The organism is Salinibacter sp. (assembly GCF_036626415.1).
GTDB lineage: Bacteria > Bacteroidota > Rhodothermia > Rhodothermales > Salinibacteraceae > Salinibacter.
Map to the genome: position 1 here is coordinate 1 of NZ_JAZKRW010000045.1, position 21,093 is coordinate 21,093.

Genomic DNA, 21,093 nt, shown 5'->3' on the forward strand with positions numbered 1-21,093 from the left:
AGGTTTGCCTGTGCGGCTACACGGACCCGGGTTCGACTCCCGGCATCTCCACAACACAAGCCCCTGAATCGCCTTTTGTGGCGGCTCAGGGGCTTTTCTTTTGGGATGGGGGAGGGACTGGGACGTGCTCCAGCTTCTCCCATTTGTTCTTTCGCGGTTTCGTTCCCGGAGGCGGGTCAACGCCCGCCCTTCCCCGTTCGGGCCCTGCGCATTTGCCGCTCTGATTTCCTGATCTGATGGGCCGAGGCGTTCGACTGCTCGTCCCGACGCGTGTCCTCGGGATGGGGCACTCGCAATGCCACTGTTGCAGACGCCCCCGTCCCACGGACGCTTGCGGAAAGACATGGGATGCCACACGTTGCAGACCTGTAGATCCGCAGTGCCACGGTCCCGCGTCAGTCCTCACCACTTGCAAGAAGTGTGAGAAGATTGCCGGGGCGGAAACCTGCCCTGTCTCTGCTCCGTGCCGCAGCGCGTTCTGAAAGCGGCGTCCCCCTCCTTCGTCCCGATTCTCTCTCCACCGCTTCCCACTTTCATGGCACGCAAGCGCCACCCCCTCTCCTCCGATGAAAGACAGCGCCTCGACGCCCTGCTCGACGAGGTGCTGGATACGACCGTTTACCACTACGGCGCCGAGCCCCGGTCGGCCGTCCGATACGATAAGCGGACGGAAATGTACGGGGGCTCCGGCGCCACGTACCTGCTGCAAATGTTTGAAGAGGGGGACCTTGTGAACAACCGAATCGGCGCCTACATGGTGCTTCCCACCGAAGAAGACAGTGTCGGCTTTCATACGCACGGCGACCGCAACGAACAGGAGCTCTATGTCGTGATGCAGGGCACGGGGGCCTACCTGGAGAAAGACCACGCGGAAGCCGCGGCACGCAGGTACCCCATCGAAACGGGCACGATCACGACGGTGCGCGGAAGTGCGTACCACGCGGTCCGCAACACAGGGAATGAGCCCCTGGTCATTTTTGTGATCACCACTTTTGAGCCGTAACGATGGAGGCGCGCCGTAAATGGCTTAAAGACACGATCCGGGGTGCTCTCTGCTCATATTCTGAAACCCCGCCGAACCCATGTGTCCTCCCGATGTGGACCATCCCCAAACTCGTGAGCCCAGCGGTCTACGCAGATGAGGCTCGCGGCCGCTCCGGCTCGTGACCGCCTCAATGCAGCCAGAGCCCCAAACAGTCTTGAGTTGTCGACTCCGTTACGGATGCGCCTTGACGGCCCGGGGGACGGTCTCGTTAGCTTTAGTGCAGAACATGCACCTAAATTCAGCCCAGTTTGCCTGCTAGGCATCACCCCGGGCCACGTCCACTGTGGTTGCCGCCACGGCGGAGGGACCCTGATGTCTTCAGCGAACGACCTTTTTCCCTCAGTCCTTCGTAAATTATGCCAGACGTCTCATACCCCTCTTCGTACGAGTGCGCTGGTTGCCCCACCGGGTCAACAGTGACGCGAGAGGATGCGCGCGGCCTCTATCCCAATCCCGATTCGCCCAACGCGCCAGAGGTTGTTCTTCAAGAGCGGGGCTGGGTGAAGGGCCCAAACGACGAACTGTACTGCCCACGCTGTGGGAAGGCAGCGGGCCGCTAGACCCGACCGGCAGACGAAGAAGCGCTCGGCCTTCGGGGACGAGGAGACACATACGGCCGTCACAGGCCCCTCGCACGAAAGCCGGCGGGAACGCAATGCCCAAGGGCGAAAGCACGACGCCTGCCTGATGGTGAGACTCCCCGTTATGCACGACACAATGTCCGCGCGGTGACTCTTCCAGAGGCCACCCCGATCGGCTGAAAGGTCTCGTCAAACGCGTCAGGGGCAGGTCGGCGCAGTGCTGCCTCGAAGGCCATCTTCCAGCGCCACTCCGCGAGGTTCTCTCTGAAAGTACATCGCCGCTGCACTCAAAGTGCTCCGGGGGTGGCCCCATTCAGACGATTGAATTTTAGGTCGCGTCCGAGAGTTGTGAGTTTTGGCTTGGAGCCACGCCCGGCACAACGCCGGAAACAACCGGCGGACCCACTTCTCAAGCCGGGGGGCAAGAGCAAAGGCGTCCAGAACGGAAGACTCGTCCCGAAAACCCAAAGGATTGGGACCTAACCAAATTCTTTCAACAACGGGGCCGCTCACTCCTGACCGGAATTCTGTCGTATACAATCTCCTCCGGAGAGATAAGTGTTTGGCACGAGTGAGAGAAGATTTGTACCCTGTACTCGAAGAGAATGGCGTCTTCCGAGGCACGGGGCACACGCCCCGCCTTTTATCGATTGCCCCTTTTGCCCCCTCACGCGCATGCTCAAATACCTTCTCAACCTCCGCTCCAAACCCCCACTCCAGAGAGGAGCAGTTCGCGCTGGGATATTCGTCCTGGTGCTTCTTCCCGTCACGGCGCTCTTCAACTACCTCGTCGGCACCCCTGCTGCGTGGTCGTTCTGGACGTTTGTTGAGATTGGCATCGCGTCGGTCCTCTATGCCTTGCTGGTGCACTACTTCTGGGACGACAACGAGTCCTCCGACCGCCAAGACCGACCGCCCCCCACAACACGGTCGCCTCGGTAGCCCCTGAGAGGGACCGCCGGCCCTCCGGCTTCCCCCAACGTGACCTCGAGACGCAGCCGTCGCTTCCCATCTCGTCCTGCAGACCTGCGCGAGAGACCACCGCTCAAAACGTGCCTAGGCTCAACCGGACCGGAGCACCGGGCGCATCCCCCCAAGGCCCGACGCCCTGTGGGATCCTGGATTGAGGGGGCGAGCAATGATGGCCAGGGGGAAAATTGAAGAGAGGTGAGACGTCAGAGGTGGCCCCCAACACAAAAAAGCCTGCATCGACAGCTGGGCGGGGGAGGATGCTGTCGAGCAGGCTTTAAAGGCGTCACGCAGGAGGCACAAACAAGCCGGTCGACCCGAAGGTCAACAGCTGGTTGGCTTCCGTGCGCAACGCACAACCTCATTGTACGGTACGCTGCGCCCCAGTGCAAGAGTCTCTCCACAAAGATTTGGCGTAGGTCCTGAGTAGATTTGGCAGAGAGTGCTTGTCTCCGGTCCCAAGACCCGTCTACCAGGTCCTCTCCCACTGGGCCTAGTGGACGCACTGCCGCTCACAAAAACGGCCCGGCAGACCGCCCGCCGCCCGCGACGAGCGCGTGGGCTGCCCCAGGGTGCAGACTCAGTCTCACTGGACTTGCCCTGAGGCTTGGTTGGCCTCATCAAATGCGTCCTTCGCGCGGTGGTAGGCATCGTTCCGGTCAACAATCGGCACCGGGTAGCCTGGGGCCGCCCCCGAGAAGTCCACCTGGTGACCGGAGGTCAACCGGTCGGCACTCACGTCCCGGAGCTCCGGCACCCAGCGCTTGATGTACTGGGCCTCGGGATCGTGCTTTTCGGCTTGGGCGTAGGGGTTGTATATGCGGAGCCGGTAGTCGGTGCCCACCGAGGCGGCCCACTGCCAATTGCCGGCGTTCACGGCGGGATCGTAGTCGGTGAGCGTCCGCGCAAAATGCTGCGCGCCCCAGCGCCAGTCAATGAGCAGGTCTTTCGTGAGAAAGCTGGCGACCACCATGCGCACCCGGTTGTGCATGTAGCCGGTGGTCCGCAGCTCGCGCATGCCGGCATCGACGAAGGGCACGCCCGTCATGCCCTTGTGCCAGCGGTCGAACTCGCCCCGCTCGTTGCGCCACGGCATGTGGCGACCAATGGGGCGGAGCGAGGTGGTGAGCTGTTCGGGACGGTGGAAGAGGAGATGGGTGTAGAAGTCCCGCCAGTAAAATTGACTGATCAACTTGTGGTAGTCCTCAAACGCCTTCTTCACGACGTAGAGGGACTCCCGGATGGAAATGGTGCCGAACTTGTGGTGCGCCGAGAGGGCCGTGAGCGACTCCTGCGCCGGCTGGTGACGGGCGTCTCTGTAGGCCCCAAGCGTCTCGACCTCCTCGAGGAACGCAATTCCTTCCGCCCGTCCCCCCTCTGCCCGCAGGGCGTCCGTAGAGTTGCGATCGTACTTCTCCAGGGGAATCGTTTCGACCGAGAGGGGGCTATCACAGAACGGCCCCTCCACTTTGCCCCTCGGCGATGGGGTGGGCACGGATTGCGCGCGCCTCCGGAACGGGGTAAAGGTATGGTAGGCCCCTCCGCCGCTGGGCTGGACCTCTTCGGGCTCAGTCAGAAGAAGAGCGTTCGACGACTGCAACTGCGCGCCTTGCTCGCGGCACACCGAGCGCAGCTTGTCGTCCCGGCGCCGCGAGAAGGGCGTGTAGTCTCTGTTGACGTGGACCGCCGAGATGTCGCCGCTGGAGATAAGCCTGCTGAGAATCTCAGCCGGGTCGCCCTCAAAGACGAACAGCCGCCCGCCCCGCTCTCGAAGGCGCCGCTGGAGCTCTTTCAGCGAGCGGATCATGAACGCAAACGCGTGCTCGCTGAAGAACGAGTTTTGCTCAGGGTCGCACTGTCGCGGGTCGAAGATGAAGGCCGGTACGACCTCGTCCGACCAGCGGCACGCCCGGGCCAGCCCTGTGTTGTCGGCCAGCCGGAGGTCACGCCGAAAAAGGAAGAGGCTGCGGCCGGGCACTGTATACAACCTAGCGTCTGTGTAGGAGCGAACCTTCGGAAGAAGCCCGACCGGCCCTCAGACCGGACCGAGTACACAGGGAGCGATGGCAGACGCGTTCAGGCTTCGAGGGATGGTGGGATGTCCTCGCCAGCACGCGTTCAGGCAATAAAATAGGTGCCCCAGAGCCGCGGGGCGGGGGGAGGGTCACGGCTCGGGGCACCCAAAAGTGGAGCCACGGGGATTCGAACCCCGGACCTCTTGCATGCCATGCAAGCGCTCTACCGACTGAGCTATGGCCCCAGAATGATTGTGCTTTCGGAGTCGGCTGCGACGCCGCTGTTTTTTGTCCGATAGGGCTGTACTTCAGTCCCATTCTGACGTTCCCGCGCAGTGGAGTTTGGAGGTCGTTTCATCGAATTTGTCCGGACCGTCTGCGGAAGCGTCCCCGGGCGGGGCCGGGGTAACAAGAGGCATCCGCGGTCCGTATGAATGCCGTCGTACTCATGTTCACCATTCTCTCCCTCTATGAGGTTTGCACTCGTTGGCACCGGACAGATGGGGCAGGCCGTGGCTCGGGAGGCCGAGGCCGAATCCCACGAGGTCGTCGCCCGCTTTCATTCCGATCAGCCCTTCCTGAACGCGTCCCGCTCCGCTGTGCGAGATGCAGACATGGCCGTCGACTTTTCCCGTCCCGAGCTGGCGGTCCCGCATCTTCGGCGCTGCTGCGAGTGGCAGGTGCCCCTGGTGATGGGCACAACCGGGTGGTACGATGCGCTCGACGAGGTCCAGGCCCTCGTCCGACAACACGACGCCAGCGTGCTGTACGCGCCCAACTTTTCGATTGGCGTCGCGGTGCTGTCCCGGGCGCTCGACCACGTCACGAGGCTCATGGACGAACTCGACGACTACGACGCATTCGTGCAAGAACTTCACCACACGAAGAAGGCGGACAGCCCCAGCGGCACGGCCCAGATGCTCGCCAAACAGATTGTGGACGGGCTCGACCGCAAAGACCACGTCGAGCCGGAGACGCAGCACCAGCGCATCGACCCCTCGGCCGTGCACGTCAGCTCCACCCGTGCCGGGACTGCGTTCGGGGAGCATACGGTCGGATTCGATAGCCCCTTCGATCGGGTTGCGCTCCGCCACCGGGCCAAGAATCGCCGTGGATTCGCCGCGGGCGTTCTGCGGGCCGCGGAGTGGCTCAGCGGGCGCACCGGGCTCTTCACGCTGGACGACGTGCTGGACGACTGGCTCAATGACTGACCCGATCCCTCCGTCGACTGCACCCTCTTCCCACTGACCAACACGACGTCTTTTCCCATGACACACGACCTGCTCTTCCGCGGCGTGGCCCCGGCCCTGGTGACCCCCTTCACGCCCGACGACGCGATCGACGAGGCCGCCTTCCGACGCCTGATCGACGATCAAATCGAGGGAGGCGTCTCGGCCCTCGTCGTGCTGGGCACCACCGGCGAGAACCCCACCATCACAGAAGCGGAACGGCGCCAACTCGTGGACGCCGCCCTGGACGCGGCGGACGGCCGGGTGCCGGTCGTCGTCGGCACCGGGACCAACAACACCGACGAAAGTGTGGCGTTCTCAAAAGCGGCGGTGGACGCTGGGGCTGATGGCCTGCTGGTGGTGGGGCCCTACTACAACAAGCCCTCCCAGGCGGGCTTCGCGGCGCACGTAAAGGCCATTGCGGACGCCGCCGAGGCGCCGATCATCCTCTACAACGTGCCCGGGCGCACCAGCTTCAACATCTCTCCCGAGACCGCGCTTCATCTGGCCGAAACGGTGCCACATGTGGTCGGCATCAAAGAGGCCTCCGGCGAGATCGAGCAGATCGACGACCTTCTGTCTCATCGGCCGGACGGCTTCGGGGTGTACGCCGGCGACGACGAGATGGCGCTCCCCCTCCTCGCCATGGGCGGGGACGGGGCCGTCTCCGTCATCAGCAACGCCCTGCCGGAGCCGTTCTGTGCGCTTGTGCAGGCCGCGCTCGAGGGCGACCTGGCGACGGCCCGCGAACGACACGCCGAGCTTCTGCCGGCCATGCGCGCCTGCTTCCTGGAGACGAACCCGGTGCCAATCAAAGACGTCTGCGCCGCGCTCGGCCGGATGGAGCCGCACGTGCGCCTCCCCCTCACGCCGATGGACGAACGCTCCCCCGTCCGCCAGCGGGTCTTGTCCGCGTTCGACGACCTGATTGACGTGACGGTCGCCTGACCCGGACGCAGGACGCTCCCGTCGCGCCGCGGCTGGGGCCTCACCGTGCGAAGAGCGCCACGACCGCCCCCATGGCGGCCGTGTAGACCGCCGAGCCGAGCCACAGGCCGTACAGCAGGAAGCCCGTCGTGGCCTGGGACTGCAGCGCGACAAACACGACGAAGAGCCCGTTGTGCAGCAGGGCCACCACGAGCCCGCCCAGAAGGGCCTGCTGCGGCCGAATGATGAGGGGCGTGTGCTCCTCCACCGCAAACCGGCCCACCAGAAATCCGATCAGGGCCTTCACGAACATGTGGATGCCCCACGTCCCGTAGACCACGTCCAGAGCGACCCCGAGCCCCGCGCCTGCCAGGGTGCCGCGCCAGCGCCCTTCCCGCAGTGCGTACCACCCCAGGAAGAGAAGCACGGCGTCCGGATAGGCCCCGTAAATGCGCAGGCGGCCCACAATGAGCCATTGCAGCCCAAACACTCCAACCGCGGCAAGAAGGCGACGTACAGAACGGGACATACAGGGAAAATCGACGGGCGTGACGCACAAGCACTCCGCGGGTCCATCAGGACGGAGGAGGGGCCGCCAACAGCCGCACGATGTCATCCATCGTGTGTGTGATCTGATAGGACGGGCCGGTGTAGTTGTTGGCAAACAGGGTGAACGCCACACGTCCCCCACCCGGACGCTCAACGTACCCGCTCAGCCCCCGGATGAAGGCGAGGGATCCCGTTTTGGCCCAGACCGACGTGCGGCCAAGGCGCGAACGGAGGGTCGTGCCGCGCTCTCCACCGCGTGGCAGCGACCTGCGAAAGACATCGCCGGCCGCGTGGGCATCCATATGGGCCAGCAGCGCCCGCACGGATCGGGGCGTGACGAGGTTTTTGCGGGACAGCCCCGATCCATCGTTGAGGGAAAGGGCCCGCGTGTCAATTCCGGCCCGCCGCAGGAACGACTCGGTCCGCCGAACCCCCCCCCGTGTAGACCCGCCCCATCCGTATGTCTGGAGGACCTGCTCCGCGTAGAAGTTGTTGCTCTGCTTGTTGATCTCCTCCACGATTTCCGACAGGGGGGGCGACAGGTGCACAAATAAGAGCTCCCCTTCCCCGGACGACGCCTCGAGCGCAGCGGCGTTGACGAGCTCCAAGTCCGTCTCGATGCCGGCGTTCCGGAGACGCTCTCGAAAGATGCGGATCGTAAAGGCCGTCGGGTCGCTCACCGGTACGTTGCGCACCCCACCGTAGGATCGCGCCACCGAGCCGGTCAGGACGATCTTGTTGGTGGAAAAGGTCCGGTTGATCAACAGCGTGCTTCCCCGCCACCGCTCACTCGTCACGGCCTCGTTCTGCACCGACAACACGCCCTCGGGCTGGATGCGGACCTCGGGCGGCGCCCCGGGCTGCGTCGCGCGGACCGTGACGGGCACTGTGTTGTCCCGGTAGCTGAGCCCTCCCGCGCGGACGCCCATCTGTTGTCCCTTCTGTCGCGTCAAGTAGTTCACGCTCCAGCCGTCCGGGTAAAAGCCATCCAGAAATTCCTGGCCATCCCCAACCAGGCGTCCCTCAATCCGACGGACGCCCATCTCGGCCAGGCGCTCGGCCCACTCGCGGAGGGGATCCGTGCGCGCCAGGGCCGTGCTTCCGAACGTCGGGTCTCCGGAGCCGACGAGGCGCAGGTCGCCCTGCATCACCGAGTCCCGCGTCGTCCCGTCGAACGTGAGCGTCGTCTCGTACCGGTGCTCCGGCCCCAGCAGATCGAGCGCCGCGGCCGTGGTAAACAACTTCTGGTTCGACGCCGGCAGGAAGCCCCGGTCCTCGTTCCGCCCGTACAACAGGCTGTCCCGCTCAAGGTCGTAAATACTGATGCCCCAAAACGCATGGGCGGCCCGACGCTCTTGAAGCAGCGAATCAATTTGGGGCGCGAGGGGCTGTGCCTCACCCCCTTCCGGCAGAAGCCCGGGCAAGAGCAGAAGCCCTGTCACGAGGACATACCAGCGATGCATTGCGGTGCGCATTAAGGAGGCGAGAGACGATGGCGGCTGGAACCTCCCCCAAAGACCCATGGTTTCCTTGTCTTGATAACGCAAGCCTCTCTGGAGAGTCTCGCTCCGTCACCGCCTTGGCGGGTTGATTCACGTTCTTAATTCCCTCTGCCCCATGCCCAAGTCTTCTCGGCGCCAAGACCGATCCGGCATCCTCGTCTTCGAGAACTGGAATTACATGCTCCTTCTGATTGGCGTGGCGCTCATCGTGACGGGCTTCGTGACGATGTACCTCGAAAACGCATATCAGGGCTTCATTTCTCTCTACGTATCCCCCGTCCTCATCCTGGGCGGGTACGCCGAAATTATCTATGCGCTCCTGTGGGCTCCAGGCGAGGAGATCGCCGGAGAGGACCAATGACTAGCGCTTCGCTCCCTCCTCGTCGTAGAGCAACGCGGCGGCCCGTCGGTTCCGAAAGGTCTCCACAGCGTCCGTCCAGGATGCAATGAGTGCCTCCGGGGGCGCGCCGTGCCGGAGCTGCGTATGCAGCCGATCGGTGCCCGCCAGCCGCGCAAGGTGCTCGGGCCGGCTCACAAAGGCTGTGTCGCCTCGGGCCTGGGCCCGGTGGTACATCGCATGGAGGGCGTGAATGCCAACCTTTACCGGCTCCACGACGCGCCGATTCGTCACCTGCACCTCAAACCCGTAGACCCGTTCCCCTTCGAACCGTGGGGCCGGGGCCCCGGACATGGAACGGGGCGTGAAGGCCGTCGTGTCCACCCTCACTCCGGGCAGGTCGCGGGCGCGGAGCGTATCGACCACCTGCTGTGCCGCCTCCGGCGACCACGGCGCACCGATCTGACGAAACGGGCGCTCTGTCCCGCGCCCTTCACTGACCCGCACGCCCTCAAAAAAACACATCCCCGGGTACAGCAGTGCGGTTTCCCAGGTCGGCAGGTTCGGGCTCGGGGGGCTCCACTCACGGCCCGTGTCCGGCCACTGCAGGCTGCGCGTCCAGTTCTCCATCGCGACCACAGACAGGTCGAGGCGCCCCACGCCCGGAAGGAGCCGTTCGGCCCGGATGTAGCGGGCCAGCTCCCCGATCGTCAGGCCGTGCGCAATCGGAATCGGGTACCGCCCCACGAACGAGGCGTGGTCCGGCTCCAATACGAACCCGTCCGTGTAGCCTCCCCCGAGGGGATTCGGGCGATCCAGCACCACAAACTCGAGGTCCGCCGCGGCGGCGGCCTGCATCGACAGCCCCATCGTGGTGATGTACGTGTAGAACCGGGCGCCCACGTCCTGCACGTCGAACACCAAGGCATCGAGTCCCGCGAGCCTCTCCGGCGTCGGTCGGCGCGTGTCGCCGTAGAGGCTGTAGACCGGCGCGCCGGTGCGGGGATCGCGGCCATCGTCCACGGCCTCGCCCGCCCCCGCCGTGCCTCGAAAGCCGTGCTCCGGCGCGAAGATGGCCCCGAGCTCTACACTCGGGGCCGCCGCGAGGCGATCGGCCAGGTGCGACGTGTCAACGCGCGTCGTGTGGTTGGCAATCAGCCCCACACGCTGGCCCGAAAGGGAGGCAAAGTCGTCGGCCGCGAGCACCTCGGCCCCGGATTGCACCGGCGCAGGCGGGGCCTCCGCCCTGCAGCCTGCGAGCGCGAGGGCCACAAGTCCGAGGGCCAAGAAGAGGGCCTTGCGCCGCCCCGGTCCGGTACGAAATGCCTGCAGGCTCACGAGTTGGCAACGATCTCGTGCTCGGGAAAGAAGTAGGCCGCCTCTTTCTGTCCATTCGATGGGGAGTCGGATCCATGGACAATGTTTTCTTGGATGGACCCCGCAAAGTCGCTCCGAATGGTGCCCTCCGCGGCCTCGTCCGGATCGGTCGCCCCAATCAGTTCACGAAAGTCCGCGATGGCGTTTTCTTTTTCGAGGACGACAGGCACGCACGGCCCGCTTGACATGAAGTCGGTCAGGTCGCCGAAGAACGGCTTGTCTTTGTGGACCGCGTAGAAGCCTTCGGCCTCGGCCTTCGACATCGTAACCATTTTCATGGCGCGGATCTGAAACCCGGCGTCCTGAATGCGGCGAAGAACCTCGCCGATCTTTTCCTTGCGGACACAGTCGGGCTTGAGGATGGCAAGGGTGCGTTCAATGGCCATGGGGGAAGAAGGGAGAAATGAGAGGTGATGAAACGGCTCCAGTCATGGATCCGAGACCGTGGTGAAAGCTACGGTATCGGAGACCACATTCTAAAAGTATGGGATGGAGGCCTCTTTGCAGTCTCACAGGTGTTAGTCATCCGTGAATCTTCAAGGCCTGCTCGTAACGAGTGTGCCATCCGTATTTTTCTCCCCTCTTGCTCGGCAACAGGGCTCCCCCGAATGCATTGGACAAGGTCCGTTCTTCTCACAACCCTCCATTCAACCTGTGTCGAGTCTCAACCACGCAACCCTCGGGGGCGGCTGCTTCTGGTGCTTAGAGGCGGTGTACGAAGAAGTGGATGGCGTCACGGACATTGTCTCCGGCTACGCGGGGGGCCACGTTCCAAGCCCCTCATACCGGCAGGTCTGCAACGGCACCACCGGCCACGCCGAGGTGGTACAGCTGACCTACGACCCGTCGGTCATTGCGTACCGCGATCTCCTGGAAATTTTCTTCACCATCCACAACCCGACGACCAAAGACCGGGAGGGCGCCGACGTGGGCCCGCAGTACCGCTCAATCATTCTCTACCACGACGACGAGCAGCGGGAGGTCGCCGAGGCCCTCATCGACGACCTGGAGGCCGACGGCGTCTTTGGGGCCCCGATCGTGACCGAAGTGGACCCCCTGGACACCTTCTACCAGGCCGAGGACAAGCACCAGGACTACTACGAGCGCAATCCGTCGCAGCCCTACTGCCAGGCCGTCATCTCTCCGAAGGTGGCCAAGCTCCGAAAGAAGCACGCCAACAAGCTGCAAGGACAAGCGACGAGCACGGCCTCCTAGTCCGTAGAGGCCCGCAGGGTGCACGTCACTGCCGGGCGAGGCCGAGCGTCATGAGATAGAGGGCGTCGGCCCCTGCGTCGGCCAGCGTCTGGCCGGCAGCCACGGCGGTGGAGCCTGTCGTGAGCACATCGTCGACCAGCAGCCAGCGCCCCTCGGCCGCCGCCGGATCGGCCGAGAAGGAGTCGCGCACGTTCTGCCAGCGTTCCGCACGGGACAGGCCCGTCTGTGACCGTGTGGGATGCGGGCGGGTCAGGAGCCCGGGACAATCGGGACAGCCCAACGCCTCCGCCGCGCCTTCTGCGAGGGGGGCGCTCTGGTTGTACCCCCGCTCTAGCCGTCGTGTCCGATGAAGCGGCACCGGCACGACGCCGTCGGGGGCAGGATATCGGTCCGCAAAGGCGGTTCCCATGAGCCGGCCCAGTGGCACGCCGTAGCGCGGGCGGTTCTGGTACTTGAGCGCATGCTGAACAGCCTGCAGGGTCCCGCCCTTGTCGAAGACCCACAGCGCCAGCGCCCCATCGAACACCCCTCCCCCCACCGGCAGCCGATCCAACCGGGCGGCCACGCCCATCTCGGGCGCCCGCCCCAGCGACTGCAGGCACTGCGGACAAAGCGGAAGCCGCACCGACTGCGGCCGGGCCCCACACCCGAGACACCGCGGTGGATAGACCACATTGAGCAGGCCCCGTCCGAGATCGCGCAGGAATTGGGCGACGCCCAAGAACCGTGAAGATCGAAGAGACATCGCGCACCTCGCCCTGCCGACCCGCAATCCAGCCGGCCAGAAGGACAGATTTTCAATAAAATGCCGCCGACGGGGTGCAACCCTACCCGGTAGTGTATAGGTTTTCGGGTGTGGAGTCAACATGAAGAGGCTCGGGCGTTCTCCGATTCTTACCGAGAACGCTCTCACCACTCCGTCTCTCACGCACGCGCTGGGGCCGATGTCTGACCGGATTCGACGTGGCATGCTTATCAAAAACAGTGGATCCGAGGCCGTGGAGGTGTCGATGTCGTCCCGCCCGCTTCGTCTCGACCCGGGGGAGGAGTCCTTCATCACGCCCGAAGAGGTGCGGGACCCCACCCTTCGCCGGGCCCTTCAGGAGCGGTCCATCGCGATCGTGCGTCCGGCGACCCCCGCTGAGGACGAAGCCCTGCGCGAGCGTCTTGACGAGCGGTAGCCGCTCGCCTCCGCCCCCTCTTTGTACTGCCGTCCGCCCGCCGATGAACATTCTCGCCCTCGAACCCTGGTATAGCGGATCGCGTCGTCGCTTTCTGGATGGGCTGGCCGAGCACAGCGCGCATGACGTCCGGTCGGTGACCATGCCGGGCCGCTTCTGGCAGTGGCGCATGGAAGGGGGCGGCGTGACGTTGGCCCAGAAGGTGGGCTCGGTCGTGGAGGGCGGCTTCCAGCCCGACCTGCTCTTCGCCACGGACCTGGTCAACCTGCCGGCTGTGTTGTCTCTCGCCCGTCCCCACCTCAGCGACGTGCCGGCCGTCGCGTACTTCCACGAGAACCAGCTCACCTACCCGGTGCCGCCCGACGAGGAGCGGGAGCGGGCCTACGCCATCACGAATTACCTCTCGGCCCTGGCCGCCAACCGGGTTGTGTTCAACACGCAGTCCCACTTCGACGAATTCATTGAGGCGCTCCCTCAACTTCTCCGCGACTTCCCGGACTTTACGAACATGCACACCGTGCGCGACATCCGCGACAAAAGCACGGTGCTCCACCCGGGCCTCGACCTGCGTGCCCATGACCAGTACGCGGGGGCCCGCACCGAACGGACCCCCCGGGGCACCTCCCCGCCCATCGTGCTCTGGAACCAGCGATGGGAGTACGACAAGAACCCGTCGGGCTTCTTTCGAATGATGAACCGACTCGACGACGCCGGGGTGCCGTTTCAACTCATTCTGGCCGGCAAGCACTTCTACGAGCAGCCGGAGGAGTTCGAGCGGGCCTTCGAGCGCTACGCGGGGCGCATTCTGCACTACGGCTACGCCGAGGACTTCGACGCGTACAGCCGCCTCTTGCATCGGGCCGACGTGGTGGTGTCCACGGCCCGGCACGAGTTCTTCGGGGCGGCCATTCAGGAGGCCATCTACTGCGGCTGCCACCCGGTCCTGCCCAACCGCCTCAGCTACCCCGAGCTCATCCCCGAGACGCACCACCGTCCCCTCCTCCATGCCCCGGTGTTGTATGACGACGAGGACCACCTTTTCGAGGTGCTGCGCTCCATTCTGGAACGGGAGGAGCGCCCCCTTCCGCCCGACACGCTGCGCCAGATGCCCGCCCCACTCGATTGGGCCTCTCACGCGGAAGACTACGATGACATGCTCGAAGCCGTTGCTGAACACTCCCTCGCTCCGGCGTAAAAACCATCGCCCGAGAAGAAGTACCGTCCCAAAAAAAGGGGCCCCGGAGGCACTCCTCCGGCGCCGTGGGACAAACGAAATGGTACCGCGTACGGGATTTGAACCCGTGTTACCGGCGTGAAAAGCCGGCGTCCTAGACCAGGCTAGACGAACGCGGCATCAGGTGCGATCCCGTCGCTCCGGGATCAAAGCAGGGTGAGTGGTGGGATTTGAACCCACGGCCTCTAGGACCACAACCTAGCGCTCTAACCAACTGAGCTACACCCACCGTGTACGAGGCGGTGGCCTTTTTGGGTACCACTTCGGACGCACATTCGCGCCGATACGTTTCGTCACGATCCCGCCACGGCCCCCGTCGCGCCGTGAACTTTCCGTGCACCCCTTCCGGCTCACTGAGACGCACGGTGCTCGCCGTCAAGCTTTGGCATGAGCGTCGCCATTTCGATGGCAGCCTCCGCGGCCTCGCGGCCCTTGTTGCCCGCTTTCGACCCCGCACGCGCGATCGCCTGGTCGACGGTATCCGTCGTCAGAATGCCGAACAGCACCGGCACGTCCGTATCGAGCGCCGTCTGCATCGTCCCGCTCGTGGCCCCCGAGCACACGTAGTCGAAGTGGGGCGTCTCGCCGCGGATGACGGCCCCCAGACAAATGACCGCGTCGTAGGTGCCCGACCGCGCGCACTTCTGGGCCGCGACGGGGATTTCCCAGGAGCCCGGCACGTGAACGACCGTGACGTCGTCGTCCCGGTCGGCCCCGTGGCGCTCCAGCGTGTCGAGGGCCCCGTCGAGCAGCTTTTCGGTGATGTGCTCGTTAAAGCGGCCCACGACGAGGGCAAAACGGTGGCCGTTGACGACGAGGTCGCCTTCGAGATGGGTGGGCATTGCGCGGATGGTCGGAAGCCAAAGGGTGATGTATCTACGCGACGCTGTTACAGAGCAGCGTCCTCGAATCGTTCCCACGGGCCACGGGTGAGCCCTACACTGCCGAGTTCCGTGTTTTCTGTCCCCGTCCCCCCGTGATAGTCGGAACCACCCGTCATTAGCAACGCGTGGCTCCGGCAAATCTTCTGGTAGTAGTCGACGAGATACTCGGGATGGCTCGACGCGTAGCACTCGATGCCGTCCAGCCCCCGGTCGCGAAGGGTCCGGAGTACGGTGCTTGGCATCCACTGGCCGGGGTGGGCGACCACTGTGACGCCGCCCGCGGCGTGGACCGCGTCGATGGCCTCCCCTGCGGGCTGGGTCGGCGCCGGCACATACGCGGGCCGCTCCGCACCAAGGTACTGTTCGAACGCATCGCGATAGGTGTCAACGTGTCCCCCTTCCGTCAATGCCCGGGCGAGATGGGGACGGCCCGGCGCTGCACTCGCCCCCACATGCCGGTCTATCGTGTCGGAAGAGACATCGATCCCTTGATCCGCGAGCCGCTGCACCATCCGGCGGAGACGCTCTCGGCGTCGGGCCGTAAACGACGCAAGATAGTCGGCCAGGACCGGATGTCCCGGGGCGAACCCGTAGCCCAGAAGATGGACTGCGTGGCCGTCAACCTCTGTGCTGAGCTCCACGCCCGTCACGAGCCGAATGTCATGGGCGTGGGCCGCCCTGCGGGCGTCCTTCAGACCCGCCGTCGTGTCGTGGTCGGTCACCGCGAGCGCCTCCACGCCCCGCTCCGCGGCCCGACGCACCAGTGTGTCTGGGGGAAGGGTCCCGTCGGAGCAGTGGGTGTGGGTGTGGAGGTCGGCGTAGACGGGGTCGGAGGACATCCGGTCTGAGGGCCTATTGCCATCGACGTCGGGGCCGTGTCTGTGCGGGAGCGTCTCCGGCAAAAAAAGTGGACAAGTCTCCCGATGCGACTGAACCGAACCGGTCCGTTCGGGTTCGTACACGCAGCCTCGCCTCGTGCCTTTTTCTCTACACTTAGTACCCGATGGATCGCATGTGGAGCCCCTGGCGGTCGGCGTACGTGTCTGAGGCAAACGAGCGGGAGCCCGACGCCGACGAGTCGATTTTCACGGCCCTACTGCACGAGGAGCAGGACGAGCAAAATCTAATCTTGTGGCGAGGGGAGCACGTATTCGTCATCATGAACCGGCACCCCTACAACAGCGGCCATCTGCTCATCCTTCCCTACCGCGAGGTCACACAGTACGATGCCCTCACTCCTGCTGAGCAGCAGGGCCTCGCGGCCGCCCTCGACCGCTGCATGGGGTGGCTCCGCGAGGCCCTCTCCCCGGACGGCTTCAATATGGGGATGAACCTTGGCCGGGCGGCCGGGGCCGGGATCCCCGAGCACCTCCACGCCCACATCGTGCCACGGTGGGACGGCGACACCAACTTCATGCCCGCTACGGCAGACACCAAGGTTCTCCCAGAAGACCTCCAGACGACCTACGACAAACTCCGCACGGCCATGTCCCCCGAGGCACGCGATTCGACGAAACGCGGTGCCGAAGCGTCTTCCGAATAATCCCCACGTCCCATTCTGCCCCCATGAGCACCGCTTCGATGGACGACCGCCGCACCGCGGTGGACGCGTACAACTTTCGAGAGATTCACCCACACGTTCGCTTCGGCACGGCCAGCAACCGGTACGGCGGCTGGGTCGGCCAGATCTACTCCCCCGAGCGCTACGCCGATCGCGTGTCGACCCGCTCCCGCAAGATGGGCGGCGAGACGTTCACGGAGCGGCGCGTGCCCATCGAATCGGTGCGCGACTACTTCGAGCACTTCGAGGTGCTCGAGCTGGACTTCACGTTCTACCGCCCGCTGCTGGAGGCGAACGACGAGCGTGGCTCCAACTACCACGTCCTCTCCAACTACGCCGAGCACGCCCCCCCGGACGCCTCTTTCCTCCTCAAGGCCCCGCAGAAGTTCTTCGCCCGCAGCCTCCGCCGGGACGGACAGTTCGTGGACAATCCCACCTTTCTCGACGCCGAGAGCTACGTGGAGACCTTTCATGAGCCTGCCCTTAGCATTCTGGGCGATCGGCTGGACGGCATCGTCTTCCAGCAGGAGTACCAGCGCGTGGCCGACAGCCCGAGCCCCGCCGAAAACGTTCAGCAGCTCGACGACTTCTTCGGGACCCTTCCGGACGCCCCTCAACCTCACATCGAACTGCGGTCCGAGCACCTCCTGAGAGGCCCCTATTTCGACTGGCTCGCCGAGCGCGGGCTGGGGCACGTCTTTAGCCACTGGACCTGGCTGCCCCCTCTCCGCAGGCAATGGGCTCTAACCGGCGAGCGGCTGACTGCAGCGGACGAGCAGGTGGTGACGCGCCTTCTCACGCCGCGCGACATGAAGTACGCGGAGGCGTACGCGACGGCCCATCCCTTCGAGGAGCCTGTCTCTGAGCTAAGCGAGACGGAGCAGGCCCACGACATGGTACTCGACGTGACCGCCCTCGCCTTTCGGGCGGAAGCCCAGAACGCAACGCTCAACGTGATCGCGAACAACCGGGCGTGGGGCAACGCACCGGACCTGAACCGCACCATCGCCCACCGCATCCTGGATCACATCGAAAGCCGGGGGTAGCTTCGCCCACGCTACTCCGCCCGATTCAAATAGCCCTGCAGGATAACCGCGGCGGCGGCCGCGTCCACGCGTCCCTTGTCGTAGCGCCCCGGCTGGCTCACCCCAGCCTCTCGAAGCAGGTCTTTCGCAATCTCGGAGGTGTACCGCTCGTCCTCCCGTACAACCTCCACTGTCCCGAGCGTGTCGCGGATGCGATCCACATAGGCCTCCACCATCTCCGTGGCCTCCTCCGCGGCCCCTTCTTCGGTGAGCGGCCACCCCACAACAACCCGGTCGATCCCGTCCTCGGCACGCAGGGTGCGGAGCTCATCGAGGGCTTCCTCCGGCGCGTAGGTGCCGTGCGGCCGGGCAAACAGGCGCAGGGGATCGGCCACGGCCACCCCAACGCGCTTCGTGCCCACGTCGACCCCGACGACACGGGCCTCGGATGAGAGTGTACTCACAGTGGACTGACGGACACGGTGCATCAAACAGACTGGCCTCCCCACGGGACCGCTACTCTTCGTCCCCCGCGGCCTCCCCGTCGTTCCGCCTCGCACTTCCCTCCGGCACCTCGTAGCCCAGCTCGCGGAGCGGCGTTTTGAGAACTTCCTCGACGCGCTTGCCCGGCCGAAACAGGGTCTTGCGCCGGCTCGGCACGAACATCGGTTCATTGGTCTTGGGGTTGCGGGCCGTCGGCTTGGCCTTCGTCTTCTTTACCTCAAACACCCCGAAGTTGCGGAGTTCAATCCGCCGCTCCGGGTCCGCCTCAATCATGAGGTCGCCCAGGGCCGTGAGGACGGACCGGACCTGCTCCTTGGCCTCGTACAGCGGACAGTCCTGCATGTCGGCCACGCGGCGGGCCACGTCTTCCTTCGTTGCCGTATCGACTTCGTCTGCCATCAGGGGAAAAACTTGTGTCGGAATGCGAGCGAAGGCCCGAATTACTCCTTAAACCGGTACACGCCCTGGATGCCATCGATGCGCTTGAGGCGCTCAATCAAGCGCTGCAGGTGCTCCAGGTCCGAGACGTGAAGCATGATCGTGCCGGAAAAGATGCCGTCCTCGGTGTCAATTGTCAGGGACCGGATGTTCGTCTTCAAGTTTTTGGAGATGACCGTCGTAATGTCGTTCACCATCCCCACCCGGTCTTCCCCCATCAGGCGCAGCGCCGCCACAAACTGGACGTCCTTTTGGTGACTCCAGTCGACATCCAGGATGCGATCAGCCTTGTTCACGAGCAGGTCCGAGGCGTTGCGGCAGTTCGACCGGTGAATATTCACCGTGCCCGTCTTGCTCACGAAGCCGAACACCTCGTCCCCCGGAATGGGGTTGCAGCAAGACGCGTAGTTTACCGCTAGGTCTTTCTGCACCTCTCCGTCGATGACGAGGGCCTGCTTCTCGGTCTCCTGCGCGGCATCGAGAAACTGCTCGTACTGCTCTCGAAGAGACTCCTCGTCAAGCTCCTCGACGGTCTCGTCTTCTGACCGCGTGGTGCCCTTTATGTAATCGACGAGTTCGTCCGGGTCGTAAAGCCCCTTCCCGATCTCGTAGAACAACTGCTGGAGGTCGGGAAATTTGAGCTCATGGGCCACCCCCTGGAGGTCCTGGTCGCTGATCTCAAGGTCCGCCTGGTCCTTCCTCTTCGCCCAGATCTCTTTGCCCAGTTCGACGGCCTTGCGCCGCTCCTCGTTGCTCCACTTTCGAATGCGGCTGCGCGCCTTGTGGGTCACGACGAAGTTGATCCAGTCCGGGCTCGGGTTTTGCTTCTCCGAGGTGATGATCTCGACCTGATCCCCGCTCTCCAGTTCTTGCGAGAGCGGTACCATCTTGCCGTTCACCTTTGCCCCGATGCACTGCATCCCCACCTCCGTGTGCACCTTGAACGCGAAGTCAACCGGCGTGGCCCCCTGTGGCAACGTGAGCAGATCGCCCTGCGGGGTAAAGACGTAGATCTCTTCGTCGTACAGGTTGAGCCGGAACTCCTTCACGAACTCCGTGGCCTCCTCCGGCTCCGGATTGTCGAGGAGGTCGCGCACCCACTCGAGAAACCGCTCCATCTCCTCGTCTACGTTCTCTGCCCCCTCCTTGTATTTCCAGTGCGCGGCCACACCCCGCTCGGCGACCTCGTGCATCTCCTGGGTTCGGATTTGCACCTCCACCCGGCGCCCCTTCGGACCAAAAACGGTCGTGTGGAGGCTCTGGTAGCCGTTCGACTTCGGCACCGAGATAAAATCACGGAAGCGCTCGGGAAGCGGTTTGTACAGGTCCGTTGCCAGCGAGTAGACGCGCCAGCAATCCTCTTTTCCCTTGCTGCCGTTGCTCTGCAAGATTACCCGGATCGCAAAGATGTCATAGATCTCATCGATCGGCTTATTCTTCCGCTCCATCTTGCGATGGATGGAGTATACGTTTTTCACCCGGCCCTTGATTTCGAACTCGAACCCCTCTTCCTCCAGGTGCTCGGCGAGCGGGTCGATAAACGCAGCGATGTAGGCCTCCCGCTGCTCGGCCATCTCTTCGAGCCGATCCACGATGTGGGTATACGCCTCGGGATCCAAAACTTCGAAGCTGAGGTCTTCCAGCTCACTTTTGATCTTGAACAGCCCGAACCGGTGGGCGAGCGGGGCAAACAGCTCCTTCGTCTCACTGGCCTTTTGGAGCTGCTTCTTCTTCGGGAGCGCCTCGATCGTGCGCATGTTGTGGAGGCGATCCGCAAACTTCACCAGGATGACGCGGAGGTCCGACGCCATTGAAAGCATCAACTTCCGGACGTTTTCGGCCTGCCCAAGCTTCTGGCTGCTGAAAACCCCTTCGATCTTCGTAAGCCCGTCGATGATGGTGGCCATGGTGTCGCCGAACTCGTCCCGAATCAGGTCCAGGGAGAGCTCGGTGTCCTCCACCACGTCGTGAAGCAGGGCCGCCGCCACGCTCGTGTCGTCGAGCCCGATGTCGCGAGCCACGATGGTCGCCACGCGGAGGGGATGACTGACGTACTTTTCCCCCGACTCACGCCAGTCGTTGCGGTGGGCCCAGTAGCTCAGCCGGAAGGCCCGGCGGATCATGTCCTCGTCGACGGTGGGGAGATGAGTCCGGCAGCATGCCAAAAGCGCTTCGAGACGCTCCTCGTACTTCGTGTCGATCTCGATCTCGCTTTTCTGCGGGACAGCCGACGCTTGAATCATGGACAGAGCGGTGGAGGCAACTCAAGAAGCATGCTCATGCTGCCTTTAAATTCCGGGGGGCCTACAGGTTTCCCAGCTCAATCTCAGTTTGGCCTTCCACCCCCAACACACATCCTGCGCCCAAACAGCAAAAGGCGCCGTGATCGACTCACGACGCCCTGCGGTGCCGAAAAAGGGGTGCCTCCAGATCCTAGCGATCGTCTTTCTCCGTCTCGTCCGGACCGGCCTCATTCTGGTCGGCGTCGGTGGACGCTTCCTCTTCGGCCGACTCCGGGTC

Annotated in this window: 21 protein-coding genes and 3 tRNA genes; 10 read left to right on the top strand and 14 right to left on the bottom strand. The window is 64.2% G+C overall.

The features are described from left to right. The first annotated feature begins 535 nt into the window (after positions 1 to 535). Both V5A20_RS06845 and V5A20_RS06850 read left to right on the top strand, forming a co-directional pair. The gene (locus V5A20_RS06845) at positions 536 to 1,003 is read left to right on the top strand and encodes a cupin domain-containing protein (RefSeq protein WP_332326968.1); all 468 of its coding nucleotides are present in this window, start codon (positions 536 to 538) and stop codon (positions 1,001 to 1,003) included. Between the two features lie 1,298 nt (positions 1,004 to 2,301). After that, positions 2,302 to 2,568, top strand: a complete 267-nt coding sequence (locus V5A20_RS06850) for a hypothetical protein (RefSeq protein ID WP_332326969.1) — start codon at positions 2,302 to 2,304, stop codon at positions 2,566 to 2,568. Between the two features lie 613 nt (positions 2,569 to 3,181). Here V5A20_RS06850 and V5A20_RS06855 read toward each other — a convergent pair. After that, positions 3,182 to 4,573 carry a cryptochrome/photolyase family protein gene (locus V5A20_RS06855; RefSeq protein WP_332326970.1) on the bottom strand — a complete coding sequence of 464 codons (1,392 nt, stop codon included), beginning with the start codon at positions 4,571 to 4,573 and terminating at the stop codon, positions 3,182 to 3,184. A gap of 209 nt (positions 4,574 to 4,782) precedes the next feature. Next, positions 4,783 to 4,855: transfer RNA gene (locus V5A20_RS06860), tRNA-Ala, on the bottom strand. A gap of 225 nt (positions 4,856 to 5,080) precedes the next feature. Here V5A20_RS06860 and dapB point away from each other — a divergent pair. Both dapB and dapA read left to right on the top strand, forming a co-directional pair. Continuing rightward, positions 5,081 to 5,821: a 4-hydroxy-tetrahydrodipicolinate reductase gene (gene dapB / locus V5A20_RS06865; protein WP_332326972.1), complete on the top strand. Its 741-nt coding sequence runs from the start codon at positions 5,081 to 5,083 to the stop codon at positions 5,819 to 5,821. Positions 5,822 to 5,878: 57 nt separating this feature from the next. Further along, positions 5,879 to 6,787 carry a 4-hydroxy-tetrahydrodipicolinate synthase gene (dapA, locus tag V5A20_RS06870; protein ID WP_332326973.1) on the top strand — a complete coding sequence of 303 codons (909 nt, stop codon included), beginning with the start codon at positions 5,879 to 5,881 and terminating at the stop codon, positions 6,785 to 6,787. A gap of 40 nt (positions 6,788 to 6,827) precedes the next feature. Here the strand turns inward: dapA and mreD are convergent, their stop codons facing one another. Then, on the bottom strand, positions 6,828 to 7,295 hold the full coding sequence (mreD, locus tag V5A20_RS06875; protein WP_332315084.1) for a rod shape-determining protein MreD: 468 nt from the start codon (positions 7,293 to 7,295) through the stop codon (positions 6,828 to 6,830). A gap of 46 nt (positions 7,296 to 7,341) precedes the next feature. Beyond that, positions 7,342 to 8,778, bottom strand: coding sequence for a D-alanyl-D-alanine carboxypeptidase/D-alanyl-D-alanine endopeptidase (gene dacB, locus V5A20_RS06880; protein ID WP_332326974.1), 1,437 nt, complete (start codon positions 8,776 to 8,778; stop codon positions 7,342 to 7,344). Between the two features lie 154 nt (positions 8,779 to 8,932). Between dacB and V5A20_RS06885 the strand changes: the two genes are divergently transcribed. Continuing rightward, the gene (locus V5A20_RS06885; RefSeq protein WP_332315082.1) at positions 8,933 to 9,178 is read left to right on the top strand and encodes a DUF3098 domain-containing protein; all 246 of its coding nucleotides are present in this window, start codon (positions 8,933 to 8,935) and stop codon (positions 9,176 to 9,178) included. Here the strand turns inward: V5A20_RS06885 and V5A20_RS06890 are convergent, their stop codons facing one another. Together V5A20_RS06890 and ndk are read right to left on the bottom strand one after the other, a co-directional pair. Then, a complete protein-coding gene (locus V5A20_RS06890; protein ID WP_332326975.1) occupies positions 9,179 to 10,492 on the bottom strand; it encodes an exo-beta-N-acetylmuramidase NamZ family protein in 1,314 nt (437 codons plus the stop codon). Beyond that, positions 10,489 to 10,917, bottom strand: a complete 429-nt coding sequence (ndk, locus tag V5A20_RS06895) for a nucleoside-diphosphate kinase (RefSeq protein ID WP_332315080.1) — start codon at positions 10,915 to 10,917, stop codon at positions 10,489 to 10,491. Before ndk ends, V5A20_RS06890 begins: the two co-directional genes overlap by 4 nt. Before the next feature lie 268 nt (positions 10,918 to 11,185). Here ndk and msrA point away from each other — a divergent pair, with 268 nt between their 5' ends. Beyond that, on the top strand, positions 11,186 to 11,746 hold the full coding sequence (gene msrA / locus V5A20_RS06900; protein ID WP_332315079.1) for a peptide-methionine (S)-S-oxide reductase MsrA: 561 nt from the start codon (positions 11,186 to 11,188) through the stop codon (positions 11,744 to 11,746). Between the two features lie 25 nt (positions 11,747 to 11,771). Here msrA and V5A20_RS06905 read toward each other — a convergent pair whose 3' ends face one another. Then, on the bottom strand, positions 11,772 to 12,491 hold the full coding sequence (locus tag V5A20_RS06905; protein WP_332326976.1) for a ComF family protein: 720 nt from the start codon (positions 12,489 to 12,491) through the stop codon (positions 11,772 to 11,774). Between the two features lie 199 nt (positions 12,492 to 12,690). Between V5A20_RS06905 and V5A20_RS06910 the strand changes: the two genes are divergently transcribed. After that, entirely contained in the window at positions 12,691 to 12,927 is a 237-nt protein-coding gene (locus tag V5A20_RS06910; protein ID WP_332326977.1) for a hypothetical protein, read from the top strand. Between the two features lie 43 nt (positions 12,928 to 12,970). Next, positions 12,971 to 14,122 carry a tRNA-queuosine alpha-mannosyltransferase domain-containing protein gene (locus V5A20_RS06915; RefSeq protein WP_332326978.1) on the top strand — a complete coding sequence of 384 codons (1,152 nt, stop codon included), beginning with the start codon at positions 12,971 to 12,973 and terminating at the stop codon, positions 14,120 to 14,122. Positions 14,123 to 14,202: 80 nt separating this feature from the next. Here V5A20_RS06915 and V5A20_RS06920 read toward each other — a convergent pair. The 4 genes from V5A20_RS06920 to V5A20_RS06935 all read right to left on the bottom strand — a co-directional run bounded on the left by V5A20_RS06920 (position 14,203) and on the right by V5A20_RS06935 (position 15,884). Then, positions 14,203 to 14,280 (bottom strand) — tRNA-Glu (locus V5A20_RS06920). Between the two features lie 36 nt (positions 14,281 to 14,316). Then, positions 14,317 to 14,390, bottom strand: a tRNA-His gene (locus V5A20_RS06925). Positions 14,391 to 14,511: 121 nt separating this feature from the next. Beyond that, complete coding sequence (gene ribH, locus V5A20_RS06930; protein WP_332315075.1) at positions 14,512 to 15,003, bottom strand: 6,7-dimethyl-8-ribityllumazine synthase; 492 nt, start codon at positions 15,001 to 15,003, stop codon at positions 14,512 to 14,514. A gap of 47 nt (positions 15,004 to 15,050) precedes the next feature. After that, positions 15,051 to 15,884 (bottom strand): PHP domain-containing protein, encoded by an 834-nt coding sequence (locus tag V5A20_RS06935; protein WP_332326979.1) that lies wholly within the window; start codon positions 15,882 to 15,884, stop codon positions 15,051 to 15,053. A gap of 173 nt (positions 15,885 to 16,057) precedes the next feature. Between V5A20_RS06935 and V5A20_RS06940 the strand changes: the two genes are divergently transcribed. Both V5A20_RS06940 and V5A20_RS06945 read left to right on the top strand, forming a co-directional pair. Further along, a complete protein-coding gene (locus V5A20_RS06940; RefSeq protein WP_332326981.1) occupies positions 16,058 to 16,588 on the top strand; it encodes an HIT family protein in 531 nt (176 codons plus the stop codon). A gap of 23 nt (positions 16,589 to 16,611) precedes the next feature. Beyond that, positions 16,612 to 17,652, top strand: a complete 1,041-nt coding sequence (locus tag V5A20_RS06945; RefSeq protein WP_332326982.1) for a DUF72 domain-containing protein — start codon at positions 16,612 to 16,614, stop codon at positions 17,650 to 17,652. Between the two features lie 11 nt (positions 17,653 to 17,663). On the opposite strand, the gene ruvX is transcribed toward V5A20_RS06945, so the two are convergent. From ruvX to V5A20_RS06960, 3 genes are read right to left on the bottom strand one after another with little or no spacing between them, the layout of a single operon-like run. Further along, a complete protein-coding gene (ruvX, locus tag V5A20_RS06950; protein WP_332315071.1) occupies positions 17,664 to 18,095 on the bottom strand; it encodes a Holliday junction resolvase RuvX in 432 nt (143 codons plus the stop codon). A gap of 52 nt (positions 18,096 to 18,147) precedes the next feature. Then, a complete protein-coding gene (locus tag V5A20_RS06955) occupies positions 18,148 to 18,534 on the bottom strand; it encodes an HU family DNA-binding protein (protein ID WP_332315070.1) in 387 nt (128 codons plus the stop codon). Between the two features lie 41 nt (positions 18,535 to 18,575). Next, the gene (locus V5A20_RS06960; RefSeq protein WP_332315069.1) at positions 18,576 to 20,816 is read right to left on the bottom strand and encodes a RelA/SpoT family protein; all 2,241 of its coding nucleotides are present in this window, start codon (positions 20,814 to 20,816) and stop codon (positions 18,576 to 18,578) included. Positions 20,817 to 21,093 lie beyond the last annotated feature (277 nt).